Source organism: Rhodobium gokarnense (assembly GCF_025961475.1).
Classification (GTDB): Bacteria; Pseudomonadota; Alphaproteobacteria; order Rhizobiales; family Rhodobiaceae; genus Rhodobium; species Rhodobium gokarnense.
Genome location: NZ_JAOQNS010000014.1, coordinates 113,984 through 140,093, shown reverse-complemented (window position 1 = coordinate 140,093; position 26,110 = coordinate 113,984). Strand labels below are relative to the sequence as shown.

The 26,110-nt window shown below is 66.0% G+C and carries 27 protein-coding genes; 8 read left to right on the top strand and 19 right to left on the bottom strand.

Annotation, left to right across the window (positions count from 1 at the left end):
- A partial coding sequence (locus M2319_RS20860; protein WP_264603402.1) for a hypothetical protein occupies positions 1-221 on the top strand: 221 nt, incomplete at its 5' end.
- Between the two features lie 65 nt (positions 222-286).
- Here M2319_RS20860 and soxB read toward each other — a convergent pair.
- The 6 genes from soxB to M2319_RS20830 all read right to left on the bottom strand — a co-directional run bounded on the left by soxB (position 287) and on the right by M2319_RS20830 (position 5,141).
- Positions 287-1,990 carry a thiosulfohydrolase SoxB gene (soxB, locus tag M2319_RS20855; protein WP_264603401.1) on the bottom strand — a complete coding sequence of 568 codons (1,704 nt, stop codon included), beginning with the start codon at positions 1,988-1,990 and terminating at the stop codon, positions 287-289.
- 147 nt (positions 1,991-2,137) lie between these two features.
- Entirely contained in the window at positions 2,138-3,019 is an 882-nt protein-coding gene (gene soxA / locus M2319_RS20850) for a sulfur oxidation c-type cytochrome SoxA (protein WP_264603400.1), read from the bottom strand.
- A gap of 107 nt (positions 3,020-3,126) precedes the next feature.
- Entirely contained in the window at positions 3,127-3,453 is a 327-nt protein-coding gene (soxZ, locus tag M2319_RS20845) for a thiosulfate oxidation carrier complex protein SoxZ (RefSeq protein ID WP_264603399.1), read from the bottom strand.
- Between the two features lie 40 nt (positions 3,454-3,493).
- Positions 3,494-3,949, bottom strand: a complete 456-nt coding sequence (soxY, locus tag M2319_RS20840; protein ID WP_264603398.1) for a thiosulfate oxidation carrier protein SoxY — start codon at positions 3,947-3,949, stop codon at positions 3,494-3,496.
- Positions 3,950-4,008: 59 nt separating this feature from the next.
- Positions 4,009-4,467 carry a sulfur oxidation c-type cytochrome SoxX gene (gene soxX, locus M2319_RS20835; protein ID WP_264603397.1) on the bottom strand — a complete coding sequence of 153 codons (459 nt, stop codon included), beginning with the start codon at positions 4,465-4,467 and terminating at the stop codon, positions 4,009-4,011.
- 143 nt (positions 4,468-4,610) lie between these two features.
- Positions 4,611-5,141, bottom strand: a complete 531-nt coding sequence (locus M2319_RS20830; protein ID WP_406682250.1) for a SoxW family protein — start codon at positions 5,139-5,141, stop codon at positions 4,611-4,613.
- 208 nt (positions 5,142-5,349) lie between these two features.
- Between M2319_RS20830 and M2319_RS20825 the strand changes: the two genes are divergently transcribed.
- On the top strand, positions 5,350-6,072 hold the full coding sequence (locus M2319_RS20825) for a hypothetical protein (RefSeq protein ID WP_264603395.1): 723 nt from the start codon (positions 5,350-5,352) through the stop codon (positions 6,070-6,072).
- Between the two features lie 34 nt (positions 6,073-6,106).
- Here the strand turns inward: M2319_RS20825 and M2319_RS20820 are convergent, their stop codons facing one another.
- On the bottom strand, positions 6,107-6,898 hold the full coding sequence (locus M2319_RS20820) for a cytochrome c biogenesis CcdA family protein (protein ID WP_264603394.1): 792 nt from the start codon (positions 6,896-6,898) through the stop codon (positions 6,107-6,109).
- A 141-nt stretch (positions 6,899-7,039) separates the two neighbouring features.
- Between M2319_RS20820 and M2319_RS23220 the strand changes: the two genes are divergently transcribed.
- From M2319_RS23220 to M2319_RS20805, 3 genes are all read left to right on the top strand, one after another.
- Positions 7,040-7,663, top strand: a complete 624-nt coding sequence (locus M2319_RS23220; protein WP_406682247.1) for a hypothetical protein — start codon at positions 7,040-7,042, stop codon at positions 7,661-7,663.
- A gap of 70 nt (positions 7,664-7,733) precedes the next feature.
- Positions 7,734-8,084, top strand: coding sequence for an ArsR/SmtB family transcription factor (locus M2319_RS20810; protein WP_264603393.1), 351 nt, complete (start codon positions 7,734-7,736; stop codon positions 8,082-8,084).
- A 151-nt stretch (positions 8,085-8,235) separates the two neighbouring features.
- On the top strand, positions 8,236-9,327 hold the full coding sequence (locus M2319_RS20805; protein ID WP_264603392.1) for a YeeE/YedE family protein: 1,092 nt from the start codon (positions 8,236-8,238) through the stop codon (positions 9,325-9,327).
- 16 nt (positions 9,328-9,343) lie between these two features.
- Here M2319_RS20805 and M2319_RS20800 read toward each other — a convergent pair whose 3' ends face one another.
- From M2319_RS20800 to xylF, 6 genes are all read right to left on the bottom strand, one after another.
- On the bottom strand, positions 9,344-10,333 hold the full coding sequence (locus M2319_RS20800; protein ID WP_264603391.1) for an aldose epimerase family protein: 990 nt from the start codon (positions 10,331-10,333) through the stop codon (positions 9,344-9,346).
- Positions 10,334-10,359: 26 nt separating this feature from the next.
- Positions 10,360-11,667: a xylose isomerase gene (gene xylA / locus M2319_RS20795; protein ID WP_264603390.1), complete on the bottom strand. Its 1,308-nt coding sequence runs from the start codon at positions 11,665-11,667 to the stop codon at positions 10,360-10,362.
- Positions 11,664-13,124, bottom strand: coding sequence for a xylulokinase (gene xylB / locus M2319_RS20790; RefSeq protein ID WP_264603389.1), 1,461 nt, complete (start codon positions 13,122-13,124; stop codon positions 11,664-11,666). Before xylB ends, xylA begins: the two co-directional genes overlap by 4 nt.
- Positions 13,125-13,198: 74 nt before the next feature.
- Positions 13,199-13,990 (bottom strand): ATP-binding cassette domain-containing protein, encoded by a 792-nt coding sequence (locus M2319_RS20785; protein WP_264603388.1) that lies wholly within the window; start codon positions 13,988-13,990, stop codon positions 13,199-13,201.
- 17 nt (positions 13,991-14,007) lie between these two features.
- A complete protein-coding gene (locus tag M2319_RS20780) occupies positions 14,008-15,336 on the bottom strand; it encodes a sugar ABC transporter permease (protein ID WP_264603387.1) in 1,329 nt (442 codons plus the stop codon).
- Between the two features lie 93 nt (positions 15,337-15,429).
- The gene (gene xylF / locus M2319_RS20775; RefSeq protein ID WP_264603386.1) at positions 15,430-16,470 is read right to left on the bottom strand and encodes a D-xylose ABC transporter substrate-binding protein; all 1,041 of its coding nucleotides are present in this window, start codon (positions 16,468-16,470) and stop codon (positions 15,430-15,432) included.
- 268 nt (positions 16,471-16,738) lie between these two features.
- Between xylF and M2319_RS20770 the strand changes: the two genes are divergently transcribed.
- Together M2319_RS20770 and M2319_RS20765 are read left to right on the top strand one after the other, a co-directional pair.
- On the top strand, positions 16,739-18,007 hold the full coding sequence (locus M2319_RS20770) for an ROK family protein (protein ID WP_264603385.1): 1,269 nt from the start codon (positions 16,739-16,741) through the stop codon (positions 18,005-18,007).
- A gap of 305 nt (positions 18,008-18,312) precedes the next feature.
- Complete coding sequence (locus M2319_RS20765; RefSeq protein ID WP_264603384.1) at positions 18,313-18,687, top strand: hypothetical protein; 375 nt, start codon at positions 18,313-18,315, stop codon at positions 18,685-18,687.
- Here M2319_RS20765 and M2319_RS20760 read toward each other — a convergent pair.
- Entirely contained in the window at positions 18,684-18,926 is a 243-nt protein-coding gene (locus M2319_RS20760; protein WP_264603383.1) for a hypothetical protein, read from the bottom strand. The two genes, M2319_RS20765 and M2319_RS20760, sit on opposite strands and share 4 nt — an antisense overlap.
- 251 nt (positions 18,927-19,177) lie before the next feature.
- Between M2319_RS20760 and M2319_RS20755 the strand changes: the two genes are divergently transcribed.
- Complete coding sequence (locus M2319_RS20755; protein WP_264603382.1) at positions 19,178-19,663, top strand: DUF302 domain-containing protein; 486 nt, start codon at positions 19,178-19,180, stop codon at positions 19,661-19,663.
- A 4-nt stretch (positions 19,664-19,667) separates the two neighbouring features.
- On the opposite strand, the gene M2319_RS20750 is transcribed toward M2319_RS20755, so the two are convergent.
- The 5 genes from M2319_RS20750 to M2319_RS20730 all read right to left on the bottom strand — a co-directional run bounded on the left by M2319_RS20750 (position 19,668) and on the right by M2319_RS20730 (position 25,927).
- Complete coding sequence (locus M2319_RS20750; protein WP_264603381.1) at positions 19,668-20,909, bottom strand: M20/M25/M40 family metallo-hydrolase; 1,242 nt, start codon at positions 20,907-20,909, stop codon at positions 19,668-19,670.
- Positions 20,910-21,144: 235 nt separating this feature from the next.
- Complete coding sequence (locus tag M2319_RS20745; protein WP_264603380.1) at positions 21,145-22,215, bottom strand: BMP family ABC transporter substrate-binding protein; 1,071 nt, start codon at positions 22,213-22,215, stop codon at positions 21,145-21,147.
- Positions 22,216-22,337: 122 nt separating this feature from the next.
- Entirely contained in the window at positions 22,338-23,258 is a 921-nt protein-coding gene (locus M2319_RS20740) for an ABC transporter permease (protein ID WP_264603379.1), read from the bottom strand.
- 4 nt (positions 23,259-23,262) lie between these two features.
- On the bottom strand, positions 23,263-24,354 hold the full coding sequence (locus tag M2319_RS20735) for an ABC transporter permease (protein ID WP_264603378.1): 1,092 nt from the start codon (positions 24,352-24,354) through the stop codon (positions 23,263-23,265).
- A complete protein-coding gene (locus tag M2319_RS20730) occupies positions 24,344-25,927 on the bottom strand; it encodes an ABC transporter ATP-binding protein (protein ID WP_264603377.1) in 1,584 nt (527 codons plus the stop codon). The genes M2319_RS20735 and M2319_RS20730 overlap by 11 nt, the downstream gene beginning before the upstream one ends.
- Positions 25,928-26,110: the final 183 nt, after the last annotated feature.

Sequence of the window (26,110 nt, the reverse complement as noted above, 5' to 3'; positions counted from 1 at the left end):
GTCGCCCTCATCGCCATCGCAAGAAAGCTCATCACAATCATAAACGCCAGAATCCGCGATCAAATCCAACCAAAGACATAACTGTGTTGATGACGTTGAAAACACGAGAGAATCCGTCATTGCGAGCGCAGCGAAGCAATCCAGGCGGACTTGCAGCAAGTGCCGGCCCGACTGATTGGAATCGAACGCTCTATGGGCTGCATGGCAAAGCCCGGCAATGATGCATGAGAGCGAGCCCTACGAAGAGCAAGGCCGCCGCCTCGTCGGCCGGGCGGCCGATCCCAACTCAAATCCCGACGACCTTGACTGCGTCGTGCGGCGTAACGCTGACCGTTCCTTGCGCGTTTATATGGGCCTCGACGACGTCCCAGACCGGCGGGCCTTCGGTGCCCTCGTTGACGCTGGCCCAGCCGGCGACCACGTAGGATTTTGCTGGATCGATGGGCTCGCCGGACTTCAGATGGGTCATTGCCGTGATGCGGCTGCCCATCGTCGCCGTCGGGTCGATGGTGTAGCCGAGGCCGCCGACGCGGACCATGTCGCCGCCCTGCTGGTAATAGGGATCGACGTTGAAGAGGTTGTCGGCGACGTCCTCCAGGATGTCTTTCAGGAGCTGTCCTGTCATCTCGCTGCGGTATGCTTCCGGATAGGTCATGGAGGTCTGGGTGTGGATGTCCTCCACCGTGATGTCCTGGCCGGGGATCAGCGAGGTGCCCCACCTAAACCCCGGTGACAGCGCGATCTCCGCGTCACGCTCCGACAGCAGCGCATCACAGATGAGGTCGTCGAAGGTGCCGTTGAAATTGCCTCGGCGATAGAGCAGCGACTCCGTGCTGCCGACGACGCGGGAAAGCTCCTCGGCGTAGGGGGCGCGCAGCTTGTCGATGAGGGCGGCGGTCTCGGCGTCCGGCGCAATGACGTCGGAAAAGACTGGGATCAGCCGGTAGCGGAAATCCTTGACGCCGTCCGCGCCGACATCGAGGTCAAGGCGCGAGACGAACTTGCCGTTGGAGCCGGTGGCGACCAGCAGCGTCCTGCCGACCTTGACCACCTCCGGCAGAGCGTCGTGGGTGTGGCCGGTGAGGATGACGTCGATGCCTTCGACGCGGGACGCGAGCTTGCGGTCGACGTCGAAGCCGTTGTGGGAGAGGAGCACGACGAGGCCCGCCCCCTCGCCGCGTGCCGCCTCCACATGGGCCTGGACGTCCTCCTCTCGGATCCCGAATGACCATTTGGGGAACATCCAGCGCGGATTGGCGACGGGCGTATAGGGAAAGGCCTGGCCGATGACGGCGACCTTGACGCCGCCGCGCTCGAAATAGGCGGTGGACTCAAAGGCCGGCTCCTCCCACTCCGTGTCGCGGACATTGCCGCAGAGGAACGGGAACGGCAGGCCTTCGACGATCTCCTCGACCCGGTCCTGACCGAGGGTGAATTCCCAGTGGCCGGTCATGGCGTCCGGCTTCAGCGCGTTCATCAGCTCGACCATGTCGGCGCCCCTGGTCTGGTACGCCGTGTAGCTGCCCTGCCAGGTGTCGCCGCCGTCCAGGAACAGCGTGTTGTCGGCGCGTTCGGCGCGGATCCTCTTCAGGATGGTGGCGACGCGGTCGAGACCGCCCATGCGGCCATAGGTGCGGGCGAGCGCGGAAAAATCGACCGATGTCAGGGCGTAGGCGGCGGCCGAGCCCGGCTCGATGCCGAAGGCGGTCAAAAAATCCTTGCCGGTGATGTGCGGCGGCAGGCCGGCAACCTCGCCGACGCCGATATTGACCGACGGCTCGCGGAAATAGACCGGCTTCATCTGGGCGTGCATGTCGGTGATGTGGGCGAGCGTGACGTTGCCGAGGGGCTCGAAGGCCAGCAAATCGTCCTCGGTCATTGCCTGCTGGGCCATCGCCCGCGTCCAGCCGGCAAGGCTGCCGGTGCCGGCGATTGCGGCGGTGGCCAGGGCGATCTGCAGGAATTCCCGTCGCGTCGTATCGATCAGCATTTTTCCAAAGCCTTCGTACCGGCCCCGGCCAGCCGGCCGACACCTTTCCGTCGACCCGGCGACGCGTTGCCGCCGGACCTCTGGCCCATTGTCGTTGAATTCATGGGGGCGGCCCGGAAACACCGGGCCGCCGGTATCGGTCCGGCGCTACTGGCGGACGGCCGGCGTCTCGACCGAAAGGCCCGAGCCGCGCCAGGCGGTGTAGACCTCAAGGGCGACGAACTCGTCGGAGCCGCGCTTGTAGGCCTTGGCCCGGACCTGATCCATGCAGCCCTTGAAGCGGCGGTGCAGCGAGCCGAGCTTCTGCCATTTCAGCCGGTAGGTCGGAAAGCCGTTGGTCTGGCCCTGGCTGAGGAGGTCGGCGCGGATGTACTTGCCGAAATTGTCCTCGTGGCAGTTGGCGCAGGCGAGATCGAGCTGGCCCATGCGGGTGTAGTAGAGCTTCTGGCCGCGCTCCCACCAGGCCATCATGTCGCCGGCCTCCAGGTTGACGTTGACCGGCATGCCGCGGGACTGCAGGCCGATGAGCGCGGTCATGCCGAGCATCTGGTCGGACTCCCACTTCCACGGCTCGGCCCCCATGCGCTCCTTGCGGCACTGGTTGATCTTGTCCTCCAGCGGCATCGGGCGGTTCTTCTCCGTGCTCCATTTCGGCATCTTGGCGCGCACGCCCTTCATGGAGTCCTCGACGTCGCCATGGCAGGACTCGCAGGACTTGCCGGCCTCGCCGTCGGCGGTCGACCAAAGATCCTGACCCTGCTCCACCCACAGGAAGCTCGGATTGGTGAAGTCGTCGAGTTGAAGCGCCTGGGTGTCGCGGGTGCGGAACTCAAAGCCGGAGACGACCCATTTCAGCGGGTGTCCTTGGGGCGATTTCAGCCGGGTCAACAGCTTCTCGCCCTCGATGCTCGGCAGGTTGGTGCGGCCGCCGTCCTCGTCCTGGGCCAGCGACGCGGAGATGCCGAGACCGGCGAGCGCCAGCGCGACACCGCCCACCGCCGACCTTTTCACGGTTGTCGTGAAGGCCATTTTGCGTTTCCTCCTTCCCCGGCGCGCGGCGTTTTTGTTGTCCCCGGAGCGACTTGTGTCGCCGGTGCCGCGCGCACCTTGTGTCTCTTGGTCTGCTTTTCGTGCCGCTATTCGACGGCGATCTCCGCTTCCTTGGTGTAGACCGAGCCGTCGTCGTCGACCCAGGTGAAGACGAACGTCCCGGACTCCGGCACCTTCATGTTGAATTCGAAATAGGGATTGGCCGAGATCGCCGGCTCCAGATTGGTCTCGAAGACCTTCTGGCCGTTGAACTCGCAGGTGAAGGTGTTGATGATCTTGCGCGGGATCGGCTTGCCGTCCTTGCCCTTGCGCTGACCGGATTCCATGGTGTGGCTGATCAGCGTCTTGATGGTGATCACCTCACCGGCCTTAGCCTTTTTCGGCACTTTGACGCGCGGTTTCGACGTCGCCATTTTTCTCTCCTGAACTCTTTGAGATCGTTATTGCTTTGGCTCAGCCGCCGCAGCCGCCGATGGTCACTTTCACGGGCTTGGTATCCATGTAGAACGCGCCCTTGCTGGTTTTTGCCACGGCCACAAGGTCCTGCGTCTTGGCGAGCCGCATGCGGGTCGAGGCCGCCGCCTTGCCGGAGAGCTCCGTGAAGTGGAAGGTGGCAACCCCCGGCCGCGGATTGGCCGGCGCAAGCAGCATCACCGTCTCGATGTGATCGTCCGCCGTCATCGGGCTGTCGATCTCAAAGCCAACGGGAACGGTGTTGCCGTTTTCCGCGATTTCCGGCGCGGACAGGCTGATCTTGCCAGCCTCGGGCGTTGCGCCGCCGGTGAACTCGTCGATCAGCTTCTGGGCTTCGCCCTCGGCGGCGAAGGCCGGCAATCCGAGGCTGCCGGCCGTCAGCGCGACGGCGCCGCCGGCGGCGACCAGAAGGGCTTCGCGTCGTGTCAGTTTCATCGTGTCTTGATCCCTTGGTGTGTCGGTTGACGTCTGTCGATTGATCGGGCCAGGCCCGATCACTGTTCCTTGAAGGTCGCGAGGTAGGCGAGCACGTCCTCTACCTCTTTGGCGGTCAGGATCGACTTGCCGGCGAAGGAATCCATCACCCGGTTGAAGCCTTCGGACTTGTAGAAGGCCGGCATCATGGTGTTGTCGAAGACCTTCTTGGCGTTGACCAGGATGAGGCGAAGTTGGGCCTCGGAATACCGGTCGGCGACGCCGTCGAGCGCAGGGCCGATCTCGCCGTGGAACGGATGGCTCTTCAGTTTGGTGACGGCGTGGCAGGCGAGGCAATTGCCGAGCTTGCGGTTGAGCATCGCCTCTTCGCCGGCGGCCGGATCGCCCGGCTTGCCGGTCAGCGAGACCGGAATGCCGCCATCGACGATCTCGTAGCTCTTGGAGTTGTCGGCGCTCGCCGTACCGGCGCCGAGCACCAGGAGCACGGCCGGTGCCAGGCACTTCAGACGTTTCCACATGGGCGTTTCTTCCTCTTCCCCTTGTTGTCGCTCCGGCCTCAAGGCCGGTTGTCGTCGGACCCGGTCGGCATCTGCCGGGAGCCCGTCGGCGGCCGCCGCTTTTGGCGCGGTGTGCCGCCTCTTGTCGGGTCATGCGTGCGGCGTCAGTTCACCCTCCTTGCGAAGGCGCGGAAGGATTCGGTCTCGTAGGCGGCTTCCTTGACGTAACGGAACATCGCCAGGAAATAGCGCGGCTTCAGGTAGCCCGGCGCCCTTGTGACCTCGCGCTCCATCGCCGGCTTGTCCGCCAGCCCCTCGGCGGATGCCGGAAAGAACTGGAAGGTCGGGGTGAAGCGGACCTGGTATTTGCGGGCCAGCGCCTTTTCCGACAGCTCCTCGCCGTCGAAGTCGGTGACGATGCGCGAGCCGATGATATTGAGCTGCAGGATGTCGAAATTTTCGCGGATGTAGCCGTCGATCTCCGGGTCGGCGAAATTGACGAAATGGGTTTCCCTGCAATAGGGGCAGCCCTTCAGCTCCCACATCACGGCGAACCGCTTGCCGGCGCCGGCCGCCGTCGTCAGGTCGTCGCCCAGCTCCAGGAAGCTGTCGAGGAACCAGGGCTGGCGGTAGAGTCCGTCCTCGGTCAGCACCGGACCCTCCGCACGCGCCTTGCGCGGTGCGATCCCGTCCATCCCGACCAAAGAAAGCGCGGCTGCGCCGGCGAGCGCGGCGCGGCGGGTGACCCCGGACATTTCCCCTCACGTTCTTGTTGTTGTTGGCCGCCTTCCGATCCTTTCACCGACCGAAGCGCGACGCCATTTCATATTCGAAAATTGTTATTTATTCTGGAAGATATCGCAAGCCCCGATTTCGGCAGGGGGCGCAAGGGGAGGAAAAATAATGCTCAAATCAATCCTTTACGGAGCGATTTTTGTGCTTCTGGTGCCGGCCGGAGCCGCCGCGGGGGAAACCGCATCGCTGCTCACGGCCATCGACGGGGCGTTCGCACATTATCGTGAAGCGGTCAGCTATCTGCGCACCGGCAACACGGATCTGGCGGCTATCGAGCTAGAGTCCATGGCCGACGGCTGGAAGTCGGTGGTGGAGGAATACGGTGCGTCGCCGCCGGACGGCTTCGACGGCAATTCCCTTTACGATTCGGTGATGTCGGACACCGGCCCGACCATCGACGGGGCGCTGGCGCAGATCGATGCGGGAAAGCCGGACGCGGCCCGCGACCTCTTACTCCCCTTGCGCGGCGCGATGGTCCGGTTCCGGGCCGAGAGCCGCATCCATACCCTCCCCGACTGCCTCTTTGAGGCCTCGACGGCGATGGACGGGCTCTTCGCCTATAAGGGCAAACCGCCCGCGCACGACGATTGGGACGGGCGGGCCGATGCGGTCGGCAAGGCGGCGGTCTACGGGGCGACGCTGCAGCGGTGCGATTCCCTGGCCATCGACGAGACCAAGGCCGATCCGGAGTTCCGCCGGCTCGTCGACGGGGCGATCGCCAGTTCGGCGCGCATTCCAGAGGCCATCGGCGCCAGGGACGACGGCCTCCTCTACCGGCTTCTCATCGAGCTGAGGTCCCTCGACCGGCTGATGTTCTACCGCTTCGGCTGAGGGCGTCCGCCCTCCCTCGCCTGCTGCCGGCGGATTACGCGCCCTGCCGGCCGCTGCCGAGGAGGTCCAGCATGTTCTCCTCGAACCTCTGCATGCCCGGGAAAGTGTCGAGCATCCAGGCGCCGGCCTGGGCGCTCCACATGAAGAAGTCGCCGGTCAGGAACAGGACGCCGACGCAGATGAGGAAGACGCCGACGACCTTTTCGATGGCGCCCATATAGCGCCGCAGGCCCTTCATCAGGCCGAGGAAGCGGTCGGTGAAGAAGCCGGCGAGGATGAACGGGATGCCGAGGCCGGCGGAGAACAGCGCCAGCATGATGACGCCCTCCCAGACCGCGCTGCGGTCGGCGGCGAGCGACAGGATGGTGGCCAGCACCGGGCCGACGCAGGGCGACCAGGCAAAGCCGAAGGCAAGGCCGATGAGATAGGCGCCGATATAGGTCGCCTGCCCCGTGTTGACGTTGAGCCGCGCCTCGCGGGAGAGGAACCCGATCCGGAACAGGCCGAGGAAATGGAGGCCCATGACGACGATGATGACGCCGGCCGCGATCTCGAACCAGCTCCGGTAGGCCTGCACCATCTGGCCGAGCGCCGTCGCCGTCGCCCCCATCAGGGTGAAGATCGTCGAAAAGCCGAGGACGAACAGGATGACCGAGGTCATTACCTTGCGCCGCGAGACGGCGATGTCGTCCTCGCTGGTCAGCTCGTCGAGCGAGACGCCGGCGACGTAGCACAGATAGAGCGGCACGATCGGCAGCACGCAGGGCGACACGAAGGCGATGAGGCCGCCGACGAAGGCGCCGAGATAGGTTACGTCAAATCCCATGGCCGCTCACTTCCCCCCAAAAACCGGCCGAATTGACGCGCCGGTGACATTTCGATTTCGCATTCCAAGAAGCGCATATATCATAAAACCCGATGCGGGAAGCCGGGGATCGGCAAACTCGCACCATCGTGATGGGGTCCCATGCTCGCGCGCTTCATGCTCCTCAGGCGTTGCCTCTTCGGTTTCGCGGCCGGTCTCGTGCTCTTTGCAGGGCCGGCCGGCGCGGCCGAACTCCTCGTCCTGGAGCGCGACGGCTGCCCCTGGTGCGAACGGTTCGACGCGGAGATCGCGCCGGTCTATCCGAAGACCGCGGAGGGCCGGCGCGCGCCGCTTCGCCGAATCGATATCCACCAGCCGCTGCCGGGCGATCTGGCGGGCATCCGGCTTGAGACCTTTACACCAACTTTCGTGCTTGTCGAAGACGGCAAAGAAATCGGGCGGATTCGCGGCTATCCGGGTGAAGAGTTCTTCTGGTTCATGCTGTCGGAGCTGATCGCCAAGCTGGAAAAGCCCCGGCAATCGGGGTTTTTGCCGGCAAACCCGGCGGCGCCCGGCCGAGGCGGCGCTTTTTCCGGGCGACCACTGGCCGCAGCAGGGCCGGCGCGATCCGGCGCCGCGCCGGGGCGCGACTTCACGGCTGCGGCGGAGTGGGGTAAGGTCAGCAATGCTGTCCGTCTGCCGGAACCGTGGGGTATCCGGCACGTTTCAGCGAAGGCTGCCGCGAAGCCCGATCGTATTCACAACGCTCAATTGGCGGACTGTTGAGATTTCGCATTGTATGAAAGCGAATGTGAGTCCGTTGCGCCGCGGATGACGGGGCAAGAGGAGAAGTGATTTGACCGTACCCAGCGTTCAGGAATTGGTGTATTCGCCGGAGCTGGAACGCATCGTCGACAACGCCAAGGAAGCGAGCGACTTCCTGAAAGCGCTTTCCCACGAAAGCCGGCTGTTGATCCTGTGCATTCTGGCCGAGGGCGAAAAATCCGTCACCGAACTGGAATCGATGCTGGCGCTGAGGCAGCCGACCGTCTCGCAGCAGCTCGCACGGCTGCGCATGGACCGTCTGGTGTCGACCCGCCGGGAAGGCAAGACGATCTATTACAGCATTGAAAACAAGGACGTGCACCGGGTGATCGACGCCATCTACGACGTCTTCTGCCGGCCGGATTGCCGCCCGGGCCAATAGCCCCTCCCAGCTAGAGGCCCGGCCCTTTGCGGCCCTATTCGCGCAAAAAACAGACCTTCGCCCGCGATCAAATCTCACCTTGCCTCTTGTACTTTAGACAATTCCGATGCTCGATAGGGAAAACAAAAACCCTTAGGGTCAGGAAACGTCGATGGAAGGACTCGCCGCGCCCGTGGCCGGCGCGCTGTGCGGCTTTGCCGGCGGTGCGGTCATGGGATACGCGGCCCGAGTGGGCCGTTTCTGCACTTTGCAGGCGCTGGAAGACGCGTTTTTCGCGGGCGATCTGCGCCGCCTGCGCGCCTGGGCCCTGGCGATCGCGGTCGCCCTCGCCGTCACCCAGACGGCGGCGGCGGGCGGGCTGATCGACCTCTCCCATTCCATCTACCACCACACCACCTTTCCGTGGCTGAGCGCGATCCTCGGCGGGCTTCTCTTCGGCGCCGGCATGGCGCTCGTCGGCACCTGCGGCTTCGGCACGCTCGCCAGGATCGGCGGCGGCGACCTTCGCGCCATCGTCGTCTTCCTCGTCATCGGCGTCTCGGCCTACACCGCCATGGCCGGCATCACCGGCATGTTCCGCGAGAACGTCCTCGACCTTGCCGTCATCGACCTCGGCCCGATCGGCGGCGCCAGCCTCAACACCATCCTCGACACCACGTTCGGCCTCGATACCGGGCCGTTCTGGGGCTATGCGATCGCGCTCGGCCTTGCCGTCTGGGCCCTCAAGGATGCCTTCTTCCGGGCGACCTGGCGGCTCGTCGTCGCCGGACTTGCGGTCGGGGCCGCCGTCGGCTTCGGCTGGGTCGCCACCGGCTGGCTCATCGCCGATCCGTTCGATCCGCAGCGCGTTGAATCGTTCTCCTTCGTGCGCCCGCTCGGCAACACCATCGTCTATGTGATGACCTTTTCGGGCGCGACGATCGATTTCGGCATCGGCGCCGTCCTCGGCGTCATCGCCGGGGCCTTCGGCGGCGCGATCCGCGCCCGCGACTTCCGCTGGGAGGCTTGCGACGACGCGCGCGAGCTGCGCCGGCACCTGGTCGGTGCGTTCTTCATGGGGACCGGCGGCGTGCTCGCCATGGGCTGCACGATCGGCCAGGGCCTGTCGGCCGTCGCCACGCTTTCGATCACCGCGCCGGTGGTGATGATCTCGATCGCGCTCGGCGCAAGGCTCGGGCTCGCCTGGCTGATGGAGGGCTCGCTCCTCGGCCTCGTCGCCGCGCTGCAGCCGCGACGGCGATAATCGGACAGTCCGAGACTCAGACCTTTTCGAACACGTATTGTGTGATGTGCCGATAGACCGATCCGGGGCGCAGCACCGCGGACGGAAAGCCTTCATGGTTCGGCGCATCGGGCCAGACCTGCGGCTCAAGACATAAGCCGCCGCGCGGGCCGTAGCGCCGGCCGTCGAGGCCCGGCACCGGCGGGCCGACCCCCTCGCCGGTATAGACCTGAAGCCCCGGCTCGGTGGTCATGACGGACATGGCAAGCTCGCCGGCCGTGACCTTGGCGGCAAATTGCGGGTCCTTCCGGCGCGCGTCGGCAAGGCAGAAATTGGTGTCGAGGCGGGTGCCCGCGAGCGCCCTCGCCTGCCGGAAATCGTAAGGGGTGCCGGCTACCGGCGCCACCTCGCCCGTCGGCACCATCTTGTCGTCGACGGGCGTGTAGCTTTCCGCGGCAATCTCGAGCCTGTGGCCGTCGATGGTGTCCGTGCCGTCGAGGTTGAAATAGCTGTGGGTGGTCACGTTCATCAGCGTCGGGGCATCGCTCGTCGCGACGATATCGAGATCCAGCACGCCGCCGGGGTTGAGGCGATAGACCACGATGACCTCGACCCTTCCCGGATAGCCCGCAGCACCGCGCGGCGAAATCAGGGTGAGCGTTGCCCAATCCTCGTCGGCATCGACGATCTCCCAGACCTCGTCGGAAAAGCCGGCGCTGCCGCCATGGAGGTGGGTGACGCCGTTCTCGTTGCGGTCGAGCTGGTAGTCGATGCCGTCGAGCCTGAAGCGTCCGCCGCCGATGCGGTTGGCGAAGCGCCCGGCGAGGACCCCGAAATGGCGGGCATGGGCCTCATACTCCGCCACACTGTTCATGCCGAGCACCAGCGGATGGGCGATGCCGTCCATCCGGATGTCGTGCACCAGGGCGCCGAGGGTGAGCAGCTTCACGGTGAGCCCGCCGCCGGCGAGCGTGATGACCTCGACGTCTTCCCCGGATGCCGTTTTGCCAAATGTCTCGATCGTCATCCGGGGGTCCTTTCGCTTTGCCCTGGTCAGACGAAGCGGTTGACGAGGTTTTCCAGGAATTCCTGCCGGCCGGAGCGCGGCTTGGGATCGAGCCCTTCCCGCTCCACCCGCTCGGCGATATCGGCAAGGCTGCGCTTGCCGGACAGCATCGCCTTTGCCTCCGGCGTCTCCCAGCCGGCATAGCGGTCGTCGACAAAGCTGGCAAGGGAGCCGTCTTCGAGCATTGCGGCGGCGGCCAGGAGGGCGCGGGCGCAGATGTCCATGCCGCCGGCATGGCCGTGCACCAGGTCGACCGGGTCGAGGGACTGGCGCCTGAGCTTGGCGTCGAAGTTGAAGCCACCGGTGGCAAAGCCGCCGCCCTTCAGGATGTAATAGATGGCGAGCGCCAGTTCCGGCACGTTGTTGGGGAACTGGTCGGTGTCCCAGCCGGACTGGTAGTCGTTGCGGTTGGCGTCGACCGAACCGAAGATGCCGTAGGCCTGGGCCGCGCAGATCTCGTCCTCGAAGGAATGGCCGGCAAGGACGGCGTGGCCGACCTCGATGTTGACCTTCACTTCCTTTTCAAGGCCATAGCGCTGCAGGAAGGCGAACACGGCCGAGACGTCGAAATCGTACTGGTGGCGCGTCGGCTCCTGGGGCTTCGGCTCGATCAGGATGGTGCCGTCGAAGCCGATCTTGTGCTTGTGCTCCACGACCAGGGACAGGAAGCGGCCGAGCTGGTCGAGTTCGCGTTTGATGTCGGTGTTGAGGAGCGTCTCGTAGCCCTCGCGGCCGCCCCACAGCACGTAGTTGGCGCCGCCGAGGTCCTTGGTGACCTCAAGGCAGTTCTTCACCTGCCCCGCCGCATAGGCAAAGACGTCCGGGTCCGGGTTGGTGGCGGCGCCGGCCATGTAGCGCTTGTTGGAGAAGAGGTTCGCCGTGCCCCAGAGCAGCCGGGTTTTCGACGTCTCCATCTTGCTGGCGAAATAGTCGGCGATCTCGCGCACATTGCGGTTGGACTCCGCAAGGCTGTCGCCTTCCGGCGCGATGTCGCGGTCGTGGAAGGTGAAGAACGGGGCGCCGAGGAGGTCGAACAGCTCGAAGGCGACGTCGGCCTTCAGCTTGGCGTCCTTCATGGCATCGCCGAACCAGGGCCGGTCGAAGGTCTGGCCGCCGAACGGGTCGCCGCCCGGCCAGCAGAAGGAGTGCCAGTAGCACACGGCCATGCGCAGTTGGTCTTCCATGCGCTTGCCGAGCACCTCGCGGTCCGGATCGTAGAACCGGAACGCCAGCGGGTCAGTGCTGTCCGGCCCCTGATAGCGGACCGGTTCGATGCCCTTGAAGAAATCGCTCATTTGCTCATGACCTCCTTGATTGCCGGATAGAGCGCGCGGTAGCGCCCGTAGCCGTCGTCGTAGCGGGCGGCAAGGGCCGCATCGGGCTCAACGACCGCCTCGATATCGGGTTTGGTGCAGACCTCCGTGGGGTCCGCGCCGGTGGCGGCGACGAGGCCCAGACGGGCGGCGCCGAAGGCCGCCCCGGTCTCGCCGCCATGGGGGATTTCCAGCGGCCGGTTCAGGATCGACGCGGCGATCTTCAGCCACAGGGCCGAGCGGGCACCGCCGCCGACGGCAAGCGCGCTCGAGATGTCCGTGCCGGCTGCGTTGAGGACCCTGAGGCAGTCCCGGAACGCATAGCCGACGCCCTCCATCACCGCCCGGGTCATCACGGCCCGGTCGCAGGAATGGTCGATGCCGACGAAGACGCCGCGGGCGTCCGCATCGTTGTGGGGCGTGCGCTCGCCGGAGAGATAGGGAAGGAAGACGACCGGCGACGGGGCCTCGACGTCCATGCCCGCTTCCGCGGTCAATTCCGGCGCCGAGCGGCCGGTCAGCGTTGCCAGCCAGTTGAGGCTGTCGGTCGCGGAAAGGATGACGCCCATCTGGTGCCAGGTATCCGGCACGGCATGGCAGAAGGCGTGGACAGCACCGTCGGTGTTGGGCGCGAAGCTGGCGTTGGAGACGAAGAGGACGCCGGAGGTGCCGAGGGAAAGGAAAGCGCTTCCCGGCGTAATGGTGCCCATGCCGCAGGCGGACGCCGCGTTGTCGCCGCCGCCACCGGCGATCACCACCTCACCCGTGATCCCCCAGCGCTCGCGCAATTCGTCGCGCAAGCCGCCGGTCGGTTCGGTGCCTTCGGCAAGCGTCGGCATCTGGCTCTCATCGAGGCCCGTAGCGTCGAGAAGCTCGTCCGACCAGCAGCGGCCGGCGACGTCGAGCCAGAGGGTTCCGGCCGCGTCCGACATGTCGGATGCATACACGCCGGCGAGCTGCAGCCGGACATAGTCCTTGGGCAGCAGCACCTTGGCGATCTTGCCGTAGACCTCCGGCTCGTGCTTTCGCACCCATTCGATCTTCGGTGCGGTGAAGCCCGGCATGGCGATGTTGCCGGCGATCGCGCGAAGGCTCGGGCAGCGCTCTTCCAGCTCGCGGCACTCGGCCGCCGAGCGGCCGTCGTTCCAGAGGATCGCGGGCCTGAGCACGTTGTCTTCGACATCGAGCAGCGTCGCGCCATGCATCTGGCCCGAAAGGCCGATGCCGGCAACGGCCGACAGTTCCTTGGGATGGCTCTTTGCGATGCTGTCGATGGTCGCAAGCGTTGCCCGCCACCAGTCGTCGGGGGTCTGTTCCGACCAGCCGGACTGGGGCCTTGAGACGGTGAGATCGGAGGTGGCGCTGGCCAGAACGGTCTGGCCGGCGTCGATCAGCACCGTCTTCACGGAAGAGGTGCCGATATCGATGCCGAGATACACGTTTTTTTCCTTTGGTTGGGCGGCGCGGCGGGAGGGCCGCGCCGGTCGGGTCGTTCTTGTCGTTATGGCGGCACTCAGGCCGCGTCGCGTTCCAGCGCGCCGGGGCCGGGCGTTGCCGCGGCCGGGCATTTGCCGAGGATGATCATGCCGAGCACCTCGTCCTTGGTGACCTCGCTGGTGCGGGCGGTGCCGACGAGGCGGCCGTTCTTGATGACGCTGACGCGGTCGGCGAGGTCGAAGACGTCGTGCAGGTCGTGGCTGATCAGGAAGATGCCGATCCCTTCCTTCTTGAGCTGGATCGTCAGGTCCGCCACCTGCTTGGTCTCCTGGGGGCCGAGCGCCGCGGTCGGCTCGTCCATGATCAGGGCCTTGGCGTTGAAGTAGATCGCGCGGGCGATCGCCACCGACTGGCGCTGGCCGCCGGAGAGCGCCTTCACCGGTGCCTTGAACTTGGCGAAGTTCGGGTTCAGCCGGTTCATCACCTTGCGGGTCTCGGCCTCCATGGCGACGTCGTCGAGCGTGCCCCAGCCGGTCATCAGCTCGCGGCCGAGGAAGAGGTTGGCCGGCGCGTCCTGGTTATCGGCGAGCGCCAGGGTCTGGTAGATGGTCTCGATGCCGTAGTGCTTGGCGTCGCGCGGATTGTTGATGTTGGCGACCTCGCCATTGACCTTGATGGTGCCGCTGTCGCGGCGGATGGCGCCGGACAGCATCTTGATCAGCACGGTCTTGCCGGCGCCGTTGTGGCCAAGGATGCCCATGACCTCGCCCGGATAGAGGTCGACCGAGACGTGGTCGACGGCGTGGACGCCGCCGAACGACTTGCACATGTCGATCATTTCGATGAGGGGCGTGTTCGATCCCTGCATGGCGGAATTCCTTCCTGTCACGTCCGCTTGCGGTACATGGTGTCGACCCAGACGGCGATGACGAGAACGATGCCGACGACGATGTTCTGCAGTGGCGAGTCGATGCCCATCAGCACCATGCCGGACTGCAGCGACTGCATGACCACGGCGCCGAGCATAGCGCCGGCGATGGTGCCGACGCCGCCGGCGAGCGAGGTGCCGCCGATGACGGTGGCGGCGATGACGTAGAGCTCGTCGAGGGTGCCCTGCGCGTTGGTCGCGGCGTTAAGCCGGGCCGTCGAGATGGCCGAGCCAATGGCGCACAGCATGCCCATCACCATGAAGACGAACATGGTGATGCGGCGGGTGTTGATGCCGGCCAGTTCCGCAGCCTCCGGGTTGCCGCCGATGGCAAAGACGTAGCGGCCGAACTTGGTGCGCGTGGCAACGAAGGTCATGACGACGCCGACGCCGAGGGCGACCAGCACCGGCACGGCAAGGCCGTGCGAGATAAAGAGCCCGCCGTCCGGGATCGGGATGCCGTTGGCCTCGGCATAGCGCTCTGCGATGCGGCGCGGCCAGGGATAGGAATTGGCCACGGTGACGGCGCCGAGCACCACCGCGCAGCCGATGGCGCCGAGGGTCAGTTCGGCCCAGACCGGCCTGAGCGGGAAATTGAAGCGCTGGCGCTGGGTGCGGCCGTAGCGCAGGAGCGCGATGATGGCGAGGCACGCGACGATGCCGATGATCCAACTCGCGGTCGCCCCGACGGCGCCGTCGACGCCGCCGCCCATGAGTTTGAAGTTGCCGTCCATGGGCGCGACCGTGCGCCCCGAGGTGACCCACCAGGCGGCGCCGCGCCAGGCGAGCAAACCGCCGAGGGTGACGATGAAGGCCGGAACGCCCAGATAGGCGATGACATAGCCGTGCAACATGCCGATGGCGCCGCCGAGCACGACGCCGACGGCGAGCGCGATGGCCCAGGTCGCCGGGTGCTCGTAGCCGAGATATTGCGGCAGCTCGATCGCCTGGGTGACGCCCATGATCATACCGACGAAGCCGAGCACGGAGCCGACCGACAGGTCGATGTTGCGGGTGACGATGACCAGCACCATGCCGGTCGACATGACCGCGATGGACGAGGTCTGGACGGAAAGGTTCCACAGGTTACGCGGGGTCAGGAACACGCCGCCGGAGGCGATGTCGAAGCCGATCCACAACACGATCAGCGCGCCGATCATGCCGAGAAGGCGGGTGTCGAGTTCGGTCGCCTGGAAGAAGCGGGCGACGGGACTGCCGGTCCGGGACCGTGCCGTGCCGGGGCTGGCCGTCGCACCGGCGGTTTCGGCGTTGTTGTGCGATGACATGGTCGCTGCCCTTCGGAGGTCCGCGCCGGACGCCCGGCGCGGACTTGGGTTGATGTCAGTCAGAAGGGTCGCCCCTTTTGAGGGCTTATGCGATCAGTCGCAGACCTCGACGGTGCCCGGCTTGACGCCCTGGCAGACGGTTTCCTTGGTCACCCAGCCGGCGTCGATGACGACGTCGAGATTGTCGCGGGTGATCGGGATCGGCGCCAGGAACATGGAATTCATTTCAATGCCTTTCGGGCCGCCGGAGAATTTTTCGGCACCCTCGACGTCGGCCATCTTGGTGCCCTTGGCCATTTCCACGGCGATCTTGGCGGCCGCCTTGCCGAGTTCGCGGGAGTCCTTCCAGACCGACACGGTCTGGGTGCCGAGCGCGATGCGGTTGAGGGCCGCGTGGTCGCCGTCCTGGCCGGAGACCGGGACGGAGCCGGCCATGCCCTGCGCGGCGAGCGCCGCGATGGCGCCGCCGGCGGTGCCGTCATTGGAGGCGACGACGGCGTCGACGTTGTTGTTGTTGGCGGTCAGGAACTGCTCCATGTTGCGCTGGGCGTTGGCGGGCAGCCAGCTATCGGTATAGGCCTCGCCGACATTCTTGATCTTGCCGGCGTCGAGCGCTTCCTGCAGCACTTCCATCTGGCCGGAGAACAGGAAGTCCGCGTTCGGGTCGGCGGCGTTGCCCTTGATGAAGACGTAGTTGCCTTCCGGCTGCACCTTGAAGACCTCGCGGGCCTGCATGCGGCCGACTTCCTTGTTGTCGAAGGTGATGTAGAAGGCGTCGGGGTTCTCGATCAGGCGGTCGTAGCCGACGACCGGGATGCCTTCGTTGACGGCCTTCTGCACGGCCGGGGCGATGGCGTCGGTGTCCTGGGCGAGAATGATCAGCGCGTTGGCGCCGTTGGCGATCAGGCTCTCCACGTCGGTGAGCTGCTTGGCGGCGGACGACTGGGCGTCGGCCGAAATGTATTTGGCACCGGCCTCGTCGAGGGCTTCCTTGATCGCCGCCTCGTCGGTCTTCCAGCGCTCTTCCTGGAAGTTCGACCAGGACACGCCGACCACGAGATCGTCAGCCAGGGCCACCGTCGCCATGGTCGTGGCGATCGCGGCCCCCGCAATGAGGGTAACAAACTTTTTCATGAGATCCTCCCGGTGTTCCGGCGAACACCAATCCATTTTTGATCACGTCTCGCCGGAAGGCTGCGTGAATTTCTGTATGACGGGCCGTTATTTTTTTCGAGACCCGAGAAAAAGAGTGACGCAATTCCAAATTTGCGTCAACATCTAAACACCACTCCCCGGCAAAAAGACCGGAACGGAAACTCCGGGCCGGAACCGGGTGCACAAAAAGCCGGGAAACCGACCAAAACCCGGCCGAATTCGGAAACGCTCGATCGATACGCCAGCCATGTCCTACCGCACCGTCAAGGCCGACAGCGAAACCGTCCGGCGCCAGAACCGCCACCTGATCCTCGACCGGGTCCGGCGCCACGGATCCGTCTCGCGCACCTGGCTCGCCGCCTCCACCCAGCTTTCTTCTGCGACCATCTCGGCGATCACCGGCGACCTCATTGCCGAGGGCGCCCTCATCGAGGCGCGCGGCAAGCGGCCGGCGGGAACGCCGCGCGGCCGGCCGCAGGTGCGGCTGAAGCTCAATCCCGATTTCGCACGGGTCGTCGGCGTGCTCGCCTCCGTGGAAGAGATCGGCGTCGTCGTCGCCGACTATTCCGGCGCCACCGTCGCCAGCCGCAAGACCTCGATCGCCGGCGCAAGGCTCGGTGCCCGCGAGACCGTGGAGGCGATTGCCGGCGAGATCGAGGCGGCGCTGGCGGCCGAGAACATCCCGCTGGGTGCCGTCCGCCGCCAGGTGGTTGCCGTGCAGGGCATCGTCGATGCCTCACGCCAGCGGCTCTTATGGACCCCCTTCTCCACCGTGCGCGACATCAACCTTGCCGAGCCGCTCGGCGCCCGGCTCGGCGTGCCGACCAGCGTCGTCAACGACTGCGCGACCATGGTGGAAGGCCTGCACTGGGGCGAGCCGGACCGTTACAGCGGCGACTTCGTCGTCGTGCTGGTCGGCTGCGGCGTCGGCATGGGGCTCTATCTCAACGGCCGTAATTTCTCCGGCTGGCGCTCGTCGGCGGCCGAACTCGGCCACACCATCCACCGGCCGGAGGGTGCGCTCTGCCGCTGCGGCCGGCACGGCTGCATCGAGGCCTATTCCGGCGACTACGCCATCTGGAGGACGGCCAACGGGCTCGATCCGAAGACCAACCCCGCCTTCATCAATCCGAGCGCGGAGGAAATGGCGGACCTTGCGGCCAGGGCCCGCGCGGGCGACGACGCCGCGCTCCTTGCCTTCCGTGACGCCGGCACGGCGCTCGGCCACGGCCTTGCCCGGGTGTTCGCCCTCGTCGATCCGCGCAAGATCGTCTTCACCGGCACCGGCATGCCCTATTTCGACCTCCTGGAGCCGCATATCCGACGGGGCTACGACGACGGGCTCGTCGAGGCATTGTTCTATCCGCTGGAATTCGACCTCGTCGCCGACGAGACCGCGCTGGTCTTCAAAGGGACGGTGATGGACGCGCTCTCCGCCCTCGACCGGGACATCTCACGGGCAGCGCATGCGGCCGCAATCCCCGCCGCCGACCGCAATGCATCGTCGCTTTCCTGACCGCATTGCCCGGCGCACAACCGTTCCTCACTGCTTACTGGAATACATCTAACTAACTTTTTTAATTCGTTGGATTATATGACATTTCTGATTTTCGCCGGCTGCGCTGCAACGGTGCGACAGGAAAGCGGCCGAACGGGCTTTTTTGATATTGAATTCGTCCCCGTATGCCGCCTATACGGAGACCTTCCCGCCGCGGCGACATCGTGACCGCTTCTGCTGCCGCCATCGTGACGACACGATGGACCGGCATAGAGACGATTGCTGTTTTTTGCCGTGTCCGATTTGCCTTTTTGAGCCAAAGAATGTCCGACAACACCACCTATTACGACACCTCGACCGGCCGCAGCGACGAGATCGACACGCTCATCGCCGTTGCTGCGACGGCTGTCGAGGGTCCGGTGGCGGCGTTCGTCAGGGATATGTCGGAGCGGCTGGCGACGATCGAGGCCGAGACCCCGTACAGGCTCGGCATCAACGAGACGCGAATCGCCAAGGAGATCGCCCGCGCGCTGGTGCTGGACATCGTCCATGGCGGCATCCGCTCGTTCGAGAACGGCAAGGCGCTGCGCAGCGACACCGTGCTGGAAGTCTACGAGCAGGCGTGCCTTGAGGCCGACCGGGCGGTCGAACTGGCGCTCAGGCGCGGTACCGAGGTTGGGGACAGCGACGAGGACTAGCCCTGCCGGCTCTCGGCCAGGCGCAGGCGCATTTCCTCGTTGATCCGCTTCAGCTTTTCCAGGCTCTCTTCATAGGCGGCAAAGCGCGAGCTCAGTTCGCGCACGGCAGCGAGCGCACCGGGCTCCTCTGCGACGGCGCGGGCCTCCACGGCTGGCGCTTCGGCAGCGACCGCGGGCGGGTCCTGGCGAATGAGGCTCAGATTCGAGGTTCTTGACGGGAACTGAAAGGCATTGGCCATCGCGTCCGCTCCAGCGGGTCTCACGTTTCGGAAAATATCGGGGACGCAACCACAGGCCGAATCAGATTCGGCTCATACTTTCCGCAGCTTAGCGATTTAGGCGAAATTGTGCCAGTGCTATTGCGTGCCGATCGACCGGGCCTGCAACGCACCGTTCCGTGCAATCATTGGACATGGCGACCGAACCGGCGCACACTCATGCATCTTTTTGAATATAACGGCTCGGCAAACGGGCCGGACGGGAGGATGCCATGGGACTTTTCTCGCGCTTTTCGGCCGCCGCGCTCGGCCTGTTGCTGCTCGCCGTGCCGCCTTCGGCGCATGCCGCTTCCGGGCTGTTCGTGCGTGAGGTCGCAAGCGACTTCGACACCGTCGCCTTCGACGTCAACGACGCCATCGTCAATCGCGGCTATGTGGTCGACTATACTGGCCGGATCGGCGAGATGCTGAAGCGCACCGAGGCCGATGTGGGGGCGGACGCCTCGCCCTACGCCAACGCCCAGATGACGCAGTTCTGCTCGGCGGTGCTGTCTCGAAAGGCGATGGAGGCCGATCCCCAGAACATCGCCTTTTGCCCCTACACCCTCTTCTATTTCGAGCGCAGCGATGCGCCCGGAACCGTCACTGTCGGATTCCGCCGGCTGACGGGCGCCGAGACGCCAGAATCGGAAGCCGCCCTCGGCGAGATCAACGCGCTCCTGGAAGAGATCGTCACGGAAGTGACGGGCGGGGAATAAGAAGCTACGCCCCCTCGCCCGTTGCCAGCGTGCCCGAAAGAATGTCGGCGAGCGTGCGCGCCACCACGGCGGTTGCTGCGTGCAGGTCGTCGAGGGCGATGTGCTCGTCGGCGCTGTGGGCGCTCATCTCGCTTATGTCCTTCGGTCCCGCCCCGTAGAGCACGGTCGGGATGCCGGCAGCGGCATAGTGGCGGGCGTCGGTATAGAGCGGCACGCCGGTGATCGGCACGTCGGCGCCGAGCACCGCGCTGGCGTTTTCCTGGACCAGATGGGCGAGCGGCAGGGTGTCTAGCGCCGGACAAAGCGGCTCGGCCAGCATCTTGCGCCGGCATTCCACGTCGATGCCCTCAAGCGCCGGCGTCGCTTTGGTGATGAGCTCGATGAGGCCGGCCTCGACCGCCTCGCCGTCCTCTTCCGGGATCAGCCGCCGGTCGAGTTGCAGCACGACCCGGTCCGGCACCACGTTGAAGCTGATGCCACCGGTGATCATGCCGACCGTCAGCTTGGCCGTGCCGATGCCGGGCTCGGCGCTGCGGATGCCCGAAAGCCGGTCGCGCTCCGCATAGAGGGCCGTCAGGATCGGCGTTGTCGCGGCGAGCGCATCGACGCCGGTCTCCGGAATTGCCGCATGGGCCTGGATGCCGCGGATGACGATCTCCAGGTGCAGGCAGCCATTGTGCGCCGTCGTCACCACATGGGTGATGCCCGACGAGATGGCGAAATCCGGCTTGCTGAGGCCCTGGCCTAGGATCCAGGACGGCCCGAGCGCACCACCGACCTCGCCGTCGAAGGTGACGTGCAGTTCCACCGCGCCGTTGAGCCCCTCGCCGGCCGCATCGATGAGGGCGAGCAGCGCGAACGTGTAGGTGGCGATGTCGCATTTGGCGTCCGCCGCGCCGCGGCCGTAGATGGCGCCGCCGCGCTTGTGGCCGCCGAAGGGATCTTCAGACCAGCCGTCGCCGGGCGGCACGGCATCGCCATGGGCCTGGAGCACCACGGTCGGTCCGGTACCCTCGCCGAAGGTCTTGCGCACCAGGAGGTTGGCGGTGCTGCGCATGCCGTACTGGTGGACGAAGGGCTTCGGCACCGGCAGGCGCTCGACCTCGAAGCCCTGTTTTTCCAGGAGCTTGGCCACCGCCTCGGAGGCCTTGGCGCATTTGCCCGGCGGATTGCTGCTCGGGATGCGGATCAGGCTTTTGAGGAATCCGATCTCGTCGTCGAAGCGCGCGTCGATGTCGGGGGTCATGCCGCAACGGGCTCCATGGCTTGTCGCGCACGGCCGGTCTGCGGCGGACGTCTACTGTCCGGGTCGTCGGTCACGAAAGGGTTCCAGGGTCGTTCTCGTGCCGGCGATCTTGCAACCATTCGCCGGCGCGGCCAAGGGGGTATTGGTACGCATTTCCAAAAAAACGCCGGCACCCCGATATCGGGCGCCGGCGCATGCATCGTGAAGGTCGAAGGGCCTTGAACAGCCGCCGGACCTACTTCGGAAGCTGGTCGTCGATGCCCTTGACGTACCAGTTCATGCCGAGGAGCGTGCCGTCGTCCAGCGCCTCGCCCTCGCCGATGACCTCAGTCCCGTCCTGCTTGAAGATCGGCCCCTTGAAGGGATGCAGCTCGCCGGATTCGATCGCCGCCTGGGTGGCTTTCGCTTCTTCTGCGACTTCCGCCGGCATGTTGGTGTAGGGCGCCATGACGACGAGGCCGTCCTTCAGGCCTTCCCAGCTCGCCTGGGATTCCCAGGTGCCGTCGATGACCGCCTGGATGCGCCGGACATAGTACGGGCCCCAATGGTCCTCAATGGCCGTCAGCTGGGCCTTCGGCGCGAACTCGATCATGTCGTGGGCCTGTCCGAAGCCCTGCAGGCCGCGCTCCTGGGCGATCTGCAGGGGAGCCGGCGAGTCGGTATGCTGGACGGAGATGTCGGCGCCCTGGTCGAACAGGGCTTTGGCGGCGTCGCCCTCCTTGCCCGGATCGAACCAGGTGTTGACCCAGACGACCTTGATCTTGAAGTCCGGATTGACCGACTGGGCGCCGAGCATGAAGGCGTTGATGCCCATCACCACTTCCGGGATCGGGAAGGAGGCGATGTAGCCGGCGACGCCGTTCTTGGAGACCTTGGCCGCGATCTGGCCGATGATATAGCGGCCCTCATAGAAGCGGGCGTTGTAGCTGGTGACGTTCTCCGCCGTCTTGAAGCCGGTGGCGTGCTCGAACTTCACGTCCGGGAATTTCTTGGCGACCTTGATGGTCGGGTCCATGAAGCCGAAGGACGTGGTGAAGATGATGTTGCAGCCCGAGCGGGCGAAGCGCTCGATGGCGCGCTCGGAATCCGGGCCTTCCGGAATGCTCTCCACGTAGGCGGTCTCGACGGCGTCGCCGAGCTTTTCCTCGGCATAGAGCCGGGCGGTATCGTGGCCCTGGGACCAGCCGCCGTCATTGTGCGGCCCGACATAGACGAAGCAGGCCTTGACCTTGTCGGCGGCGTTGGCGCCGCCGGCCATCATGCCGAGGGCGAGGACGGCCCCGGCGAGAGCGAAGCTTTTGCGCATGAAAAATCTCCCTGTTCGCGGCGGGCGAGACAAAACGCCCGCCGGTTTGACGTCAGTGAACCCCTCTTGAGCGTAAAACTTGCGTCATAAGACGGGTCCGTACAAGAGCGTGCCGGCCGCGCTCAGCGATCGGGCACGAAAGACTGGCCGAGGCAGGCCGGCGTATTCACCCTCAAAAGCGTGCGATCGCGCGAGATGATGACGAGCACGACAACGGTGGTCAGGTAGGGCAGCATCGACAGGAACTGCGAGGGAATGCCGACGCCGAAGGCCTGGGCGTGGAGCTGCAGGATGCTGACGGCGCCGAAGAGGACCGCGCCGATGACGATGCGCGACGGCAGCCAGGTCGCGAAGACGACCAGCGCCAGCGCGATCCAGCCGCGCCCGCCGGTCATGTTCTGGGTCCATTGCGGCGTGTAGACGAGCGACAGGTAGCCGCCGCCGAGCCCGGCGCAGGCGCCGCCGAACATCACCGCCAGGAACCGCACCTTGATGACATTGTAGCCGAGCGAATGGGCCGAGACGTGGTTGTCGCCGACGGCGCGCAGGATCAGCCCGGCGCGGGTGTGGAACAGGAACCACCAGACGCCGACGGCAAGCAGGACGGCGAGATAGGTGAGCGGGTCCTCGCCGAAGAGGATCGGGCCGATCAGCGGGATGTCTGTCAGCACCGGGATGTCGAGCTTCGGCAGGCCGATGCCCGGAATGCCCACATAGGCGTTGCCGATCAGCGCCGACAGGCCGAGGCCGAACAGCGTCAGCGCCAGGCCCGAGGCGACCTGGTTGCCGACGAAGATCAGCGTGACGACGCCGAAGAGCGCGGCCATCAGGGCGCCGGCGGCGGCGGCCGCGGCGATGGCGACCACCGGCTGGTCGGTGAGGTGCGCGGCGGCAAAGCCGCAGACGGCGCCGACCGCCATCATGCCTTCGACGCCGAGATTGAGGACGCCGGAGCGCTCGGTCACCAGTTCGCCGATGGCCGCGAACAGGAGCGGCGTTGCCGCCGTGATGATGGTGAGCACGATGCCTTCGAACATCTCCATGGCGTCAGGCCCCCTCGGTCCGGGCCGCGCCGGCGGCGGGCGTGCGCGCAATGCGGACGCGGTAGAAGATGAAGGTGTCGCAGGCGAGGACGAAGAACAGCAGCATGCCCTGGAAGACGCGGGTGATCTGGTCGGACATGCCGAGTTCGATCTGCACCCCCTCGCCGCCCATGTAGGACAGCGCCAGTAAGAGGCCGGCGAAGATGATGCCGATCGGATTGAGGCGGCCGAGGAAGGCGACGATGATGGCGGTGAAGCCGTAGCCCGGCGAGACGGAGGTGCGCAGCATGCCGGTCGGGCCGGCGACCTCGCAGATGCCGGCGAGCCCGGCAAGGCCGCCGGAGATCAGGAACGCCAGCACCACCATCTTCTTGTGGCTGAAGCCGGCAAAGGCGCCGGCGCGCGGCGCCTGGCCAAGGACGGTGATCTGGAAGCCGGTGATCGTGCGGCGCAGCACGAACCAGGCGATGACGGCGATGACGATGGCAAAGACGGCGTTGAGCCGGACGCTGTCGCCGAAGACGACGGGCAGGATCTGGTCGCCGTCGAGGGGCCGACTGTCCGGGAAATTGTGGCCTGCCGGATTGCGCCAGGGCCCGCGGGCGAGCCAGTCGACCATGAGCTGGGCGACATAGACCAGCATCAGGCTGGTCAGGATCTCGTTGGCGCCGAAGCGGGTCTTCAGGAATGCAGGGATGGCACCATAGGCCATGCCGCCGGCAATGCCGAGGATCAGCATCAGCGGCATCACGTAAGGGCCCTGGATATCGGGAAACAGGATCGGCAGGGCCGAGCCGGCAACGGCGCCGGCGACGAGCTGGCCCTCCGCGCCGATGTTCCAGGTGTTGGAATAGAAACAGAGCGACAGGCCGACGGCGATGATGACGATCGGCACCGCCTTGACGATCAGCGCCTCCACCGACCACATCGCCGTCAGCGGCTCGATGAAATAGATGTAGAGGGCGCGGAAGGGGTCGACGCCGACGGCAGTGAAGATCACGAAACCGGCGATGACGGTTAGCGCGATCGCGACCAGCGGCGACAGCACCGCCATGGCGCGGGAGCGGTTCGGCCGGCGGACGAGCTCAATGCGCATCGGCAAGCTCCATCGCCATGGCCTGGCGTTCCCCGGCCCCGCCCATCAGGAGGCCGATCTCCTCGCGGGTGATGCCGCGGGCGAGCTGCGGGGCCGACAGGCGGCCCTTGGAGATCACCGCAATGCGGTCGGAAATCTCCAGGATCTCGTCGAGGTCCTGGCTGATGACGAGGACGGCCGAGCCGGCGCGGGCAAGGTTGATGAGCGCCTGGCGGATGATGCTCGCAGCGCCCGCATCGACGCCCCAGGTCGGCTGGCAGACGACGAGGACGCCCGGCTTGCGGTCGATCTCGCGGCCGACGACAAATTTCTGCAGGTTTCCGCCGGAAAGCGACATCGCCTCCGGGTCCGGGTCGCCCTTCCTGACGTCAAAGAGTTCCGTGACGCGGCCGACGACGCCCTTGGCGCCGCCGCGCGAGAGCACACCGCCGCGGACCAGCCCCTCGCCGGTGCCGTGGCGGGTCAAGAGCACGTTCTCCGACAGCTTCAGGCGCGGCACGGCGCCGTGGCCGAGGCGCTCCTCCGGCACGAAGGCGGCGTGCAGGCGCCGCCGCGCGGTGACGCCGAGGCGACCGCAGGGAATGCCGTCGATCTCGATCGCCGCATTGTCGCGCGCCGGCGTCTCGCCGGAGAGCGCATCGAACAGCTCGTCCTGGCCGTTGCCGGCGACACCGGCGATCGACACCACCTCGCCGCCATGCACCTCCAGCGAGACCTGGTCGATGGCGACGGCAAAGGGATGGGGCGGCGGCACGGAGAGCTCGTGGACGCGCAGGCGCACCGGCGCCTCGCGGTCGAGTTCGGCGCCAGTCTGAAGCTCCAGCACGTCGGCACCGACCATCATGCGGGCGAGCTGGGCGGCCGAGGCCTCCTGCGGATCGCAGGCGCCGACCACCTTGCCGTGGCGCAGGATGGTGGCGTTGTGGCAGAGCCGCTGCACCTCTTCCAGGCGGTGGCTGATATAGAGCACCGACCTGCCCTCGCCGACGAGCCGCTCCAGCGTGACGAAGAGCTGGTCGGCCTCCTGGGGCGTCAGCACCGAGGTCGGCTCGTCCATGATGATGAGTTCGGGGTCCTGCAGCAGGCAGCGGATGATCTCCACGCGCTGGCGCACGCCGACGGAAAGGTCGGCGACGACGGATCCCGGGTCGACGGCAAGGCCGTATTCGGCCGAGACCTCGCGGATGCGGCTTGAAAGCGTCGCGTCCGCACTGGTGCCGGCGAGCGCAAGGGCGATGTTCTCGTTGACCGTCAGTGCGTCGAACAGGGAAAAATGCTGGAACACCATGCCGATGCCGATGCGGCGGGCACGGGCCGGGTCGGTCAGGTGCACCGCCTCGCCCTTCCAGCGGATTTCGCCCGCGGTCGGCTGCAACGCACCGTAGAGGATCTTGACGAGCGTCGACTTACCGGCGCCGTTCTCGCCGAGAAGGGCGTGGATCTCGCCGCTCTGGATGGTGAGGTCGACGGCGTCGTTGGCGACGACGGAGCCGAAGCGCTTGACGATGCCACGCGCCTCAAGCAGCGGCACCGGTCGCGTCGCGGTGTCGATCTTCCCGGCTACCCCGTCCAAGGGCGCGCCCCCATGCTGTCGCTGTTCCACCGGGCCCGCCGCGGAAGGTTCGGCGTCCAACGGCCTCGTCCTTCAAAGAGAAGACGCGCACGGGGAAAAGGTCAAGAGCAACAGCGCCGTTGCATACAGTTTCCACAGGGCGCATGTCGCAGGGGCAACGGTGGAGCGCGGATGGCTGACGGC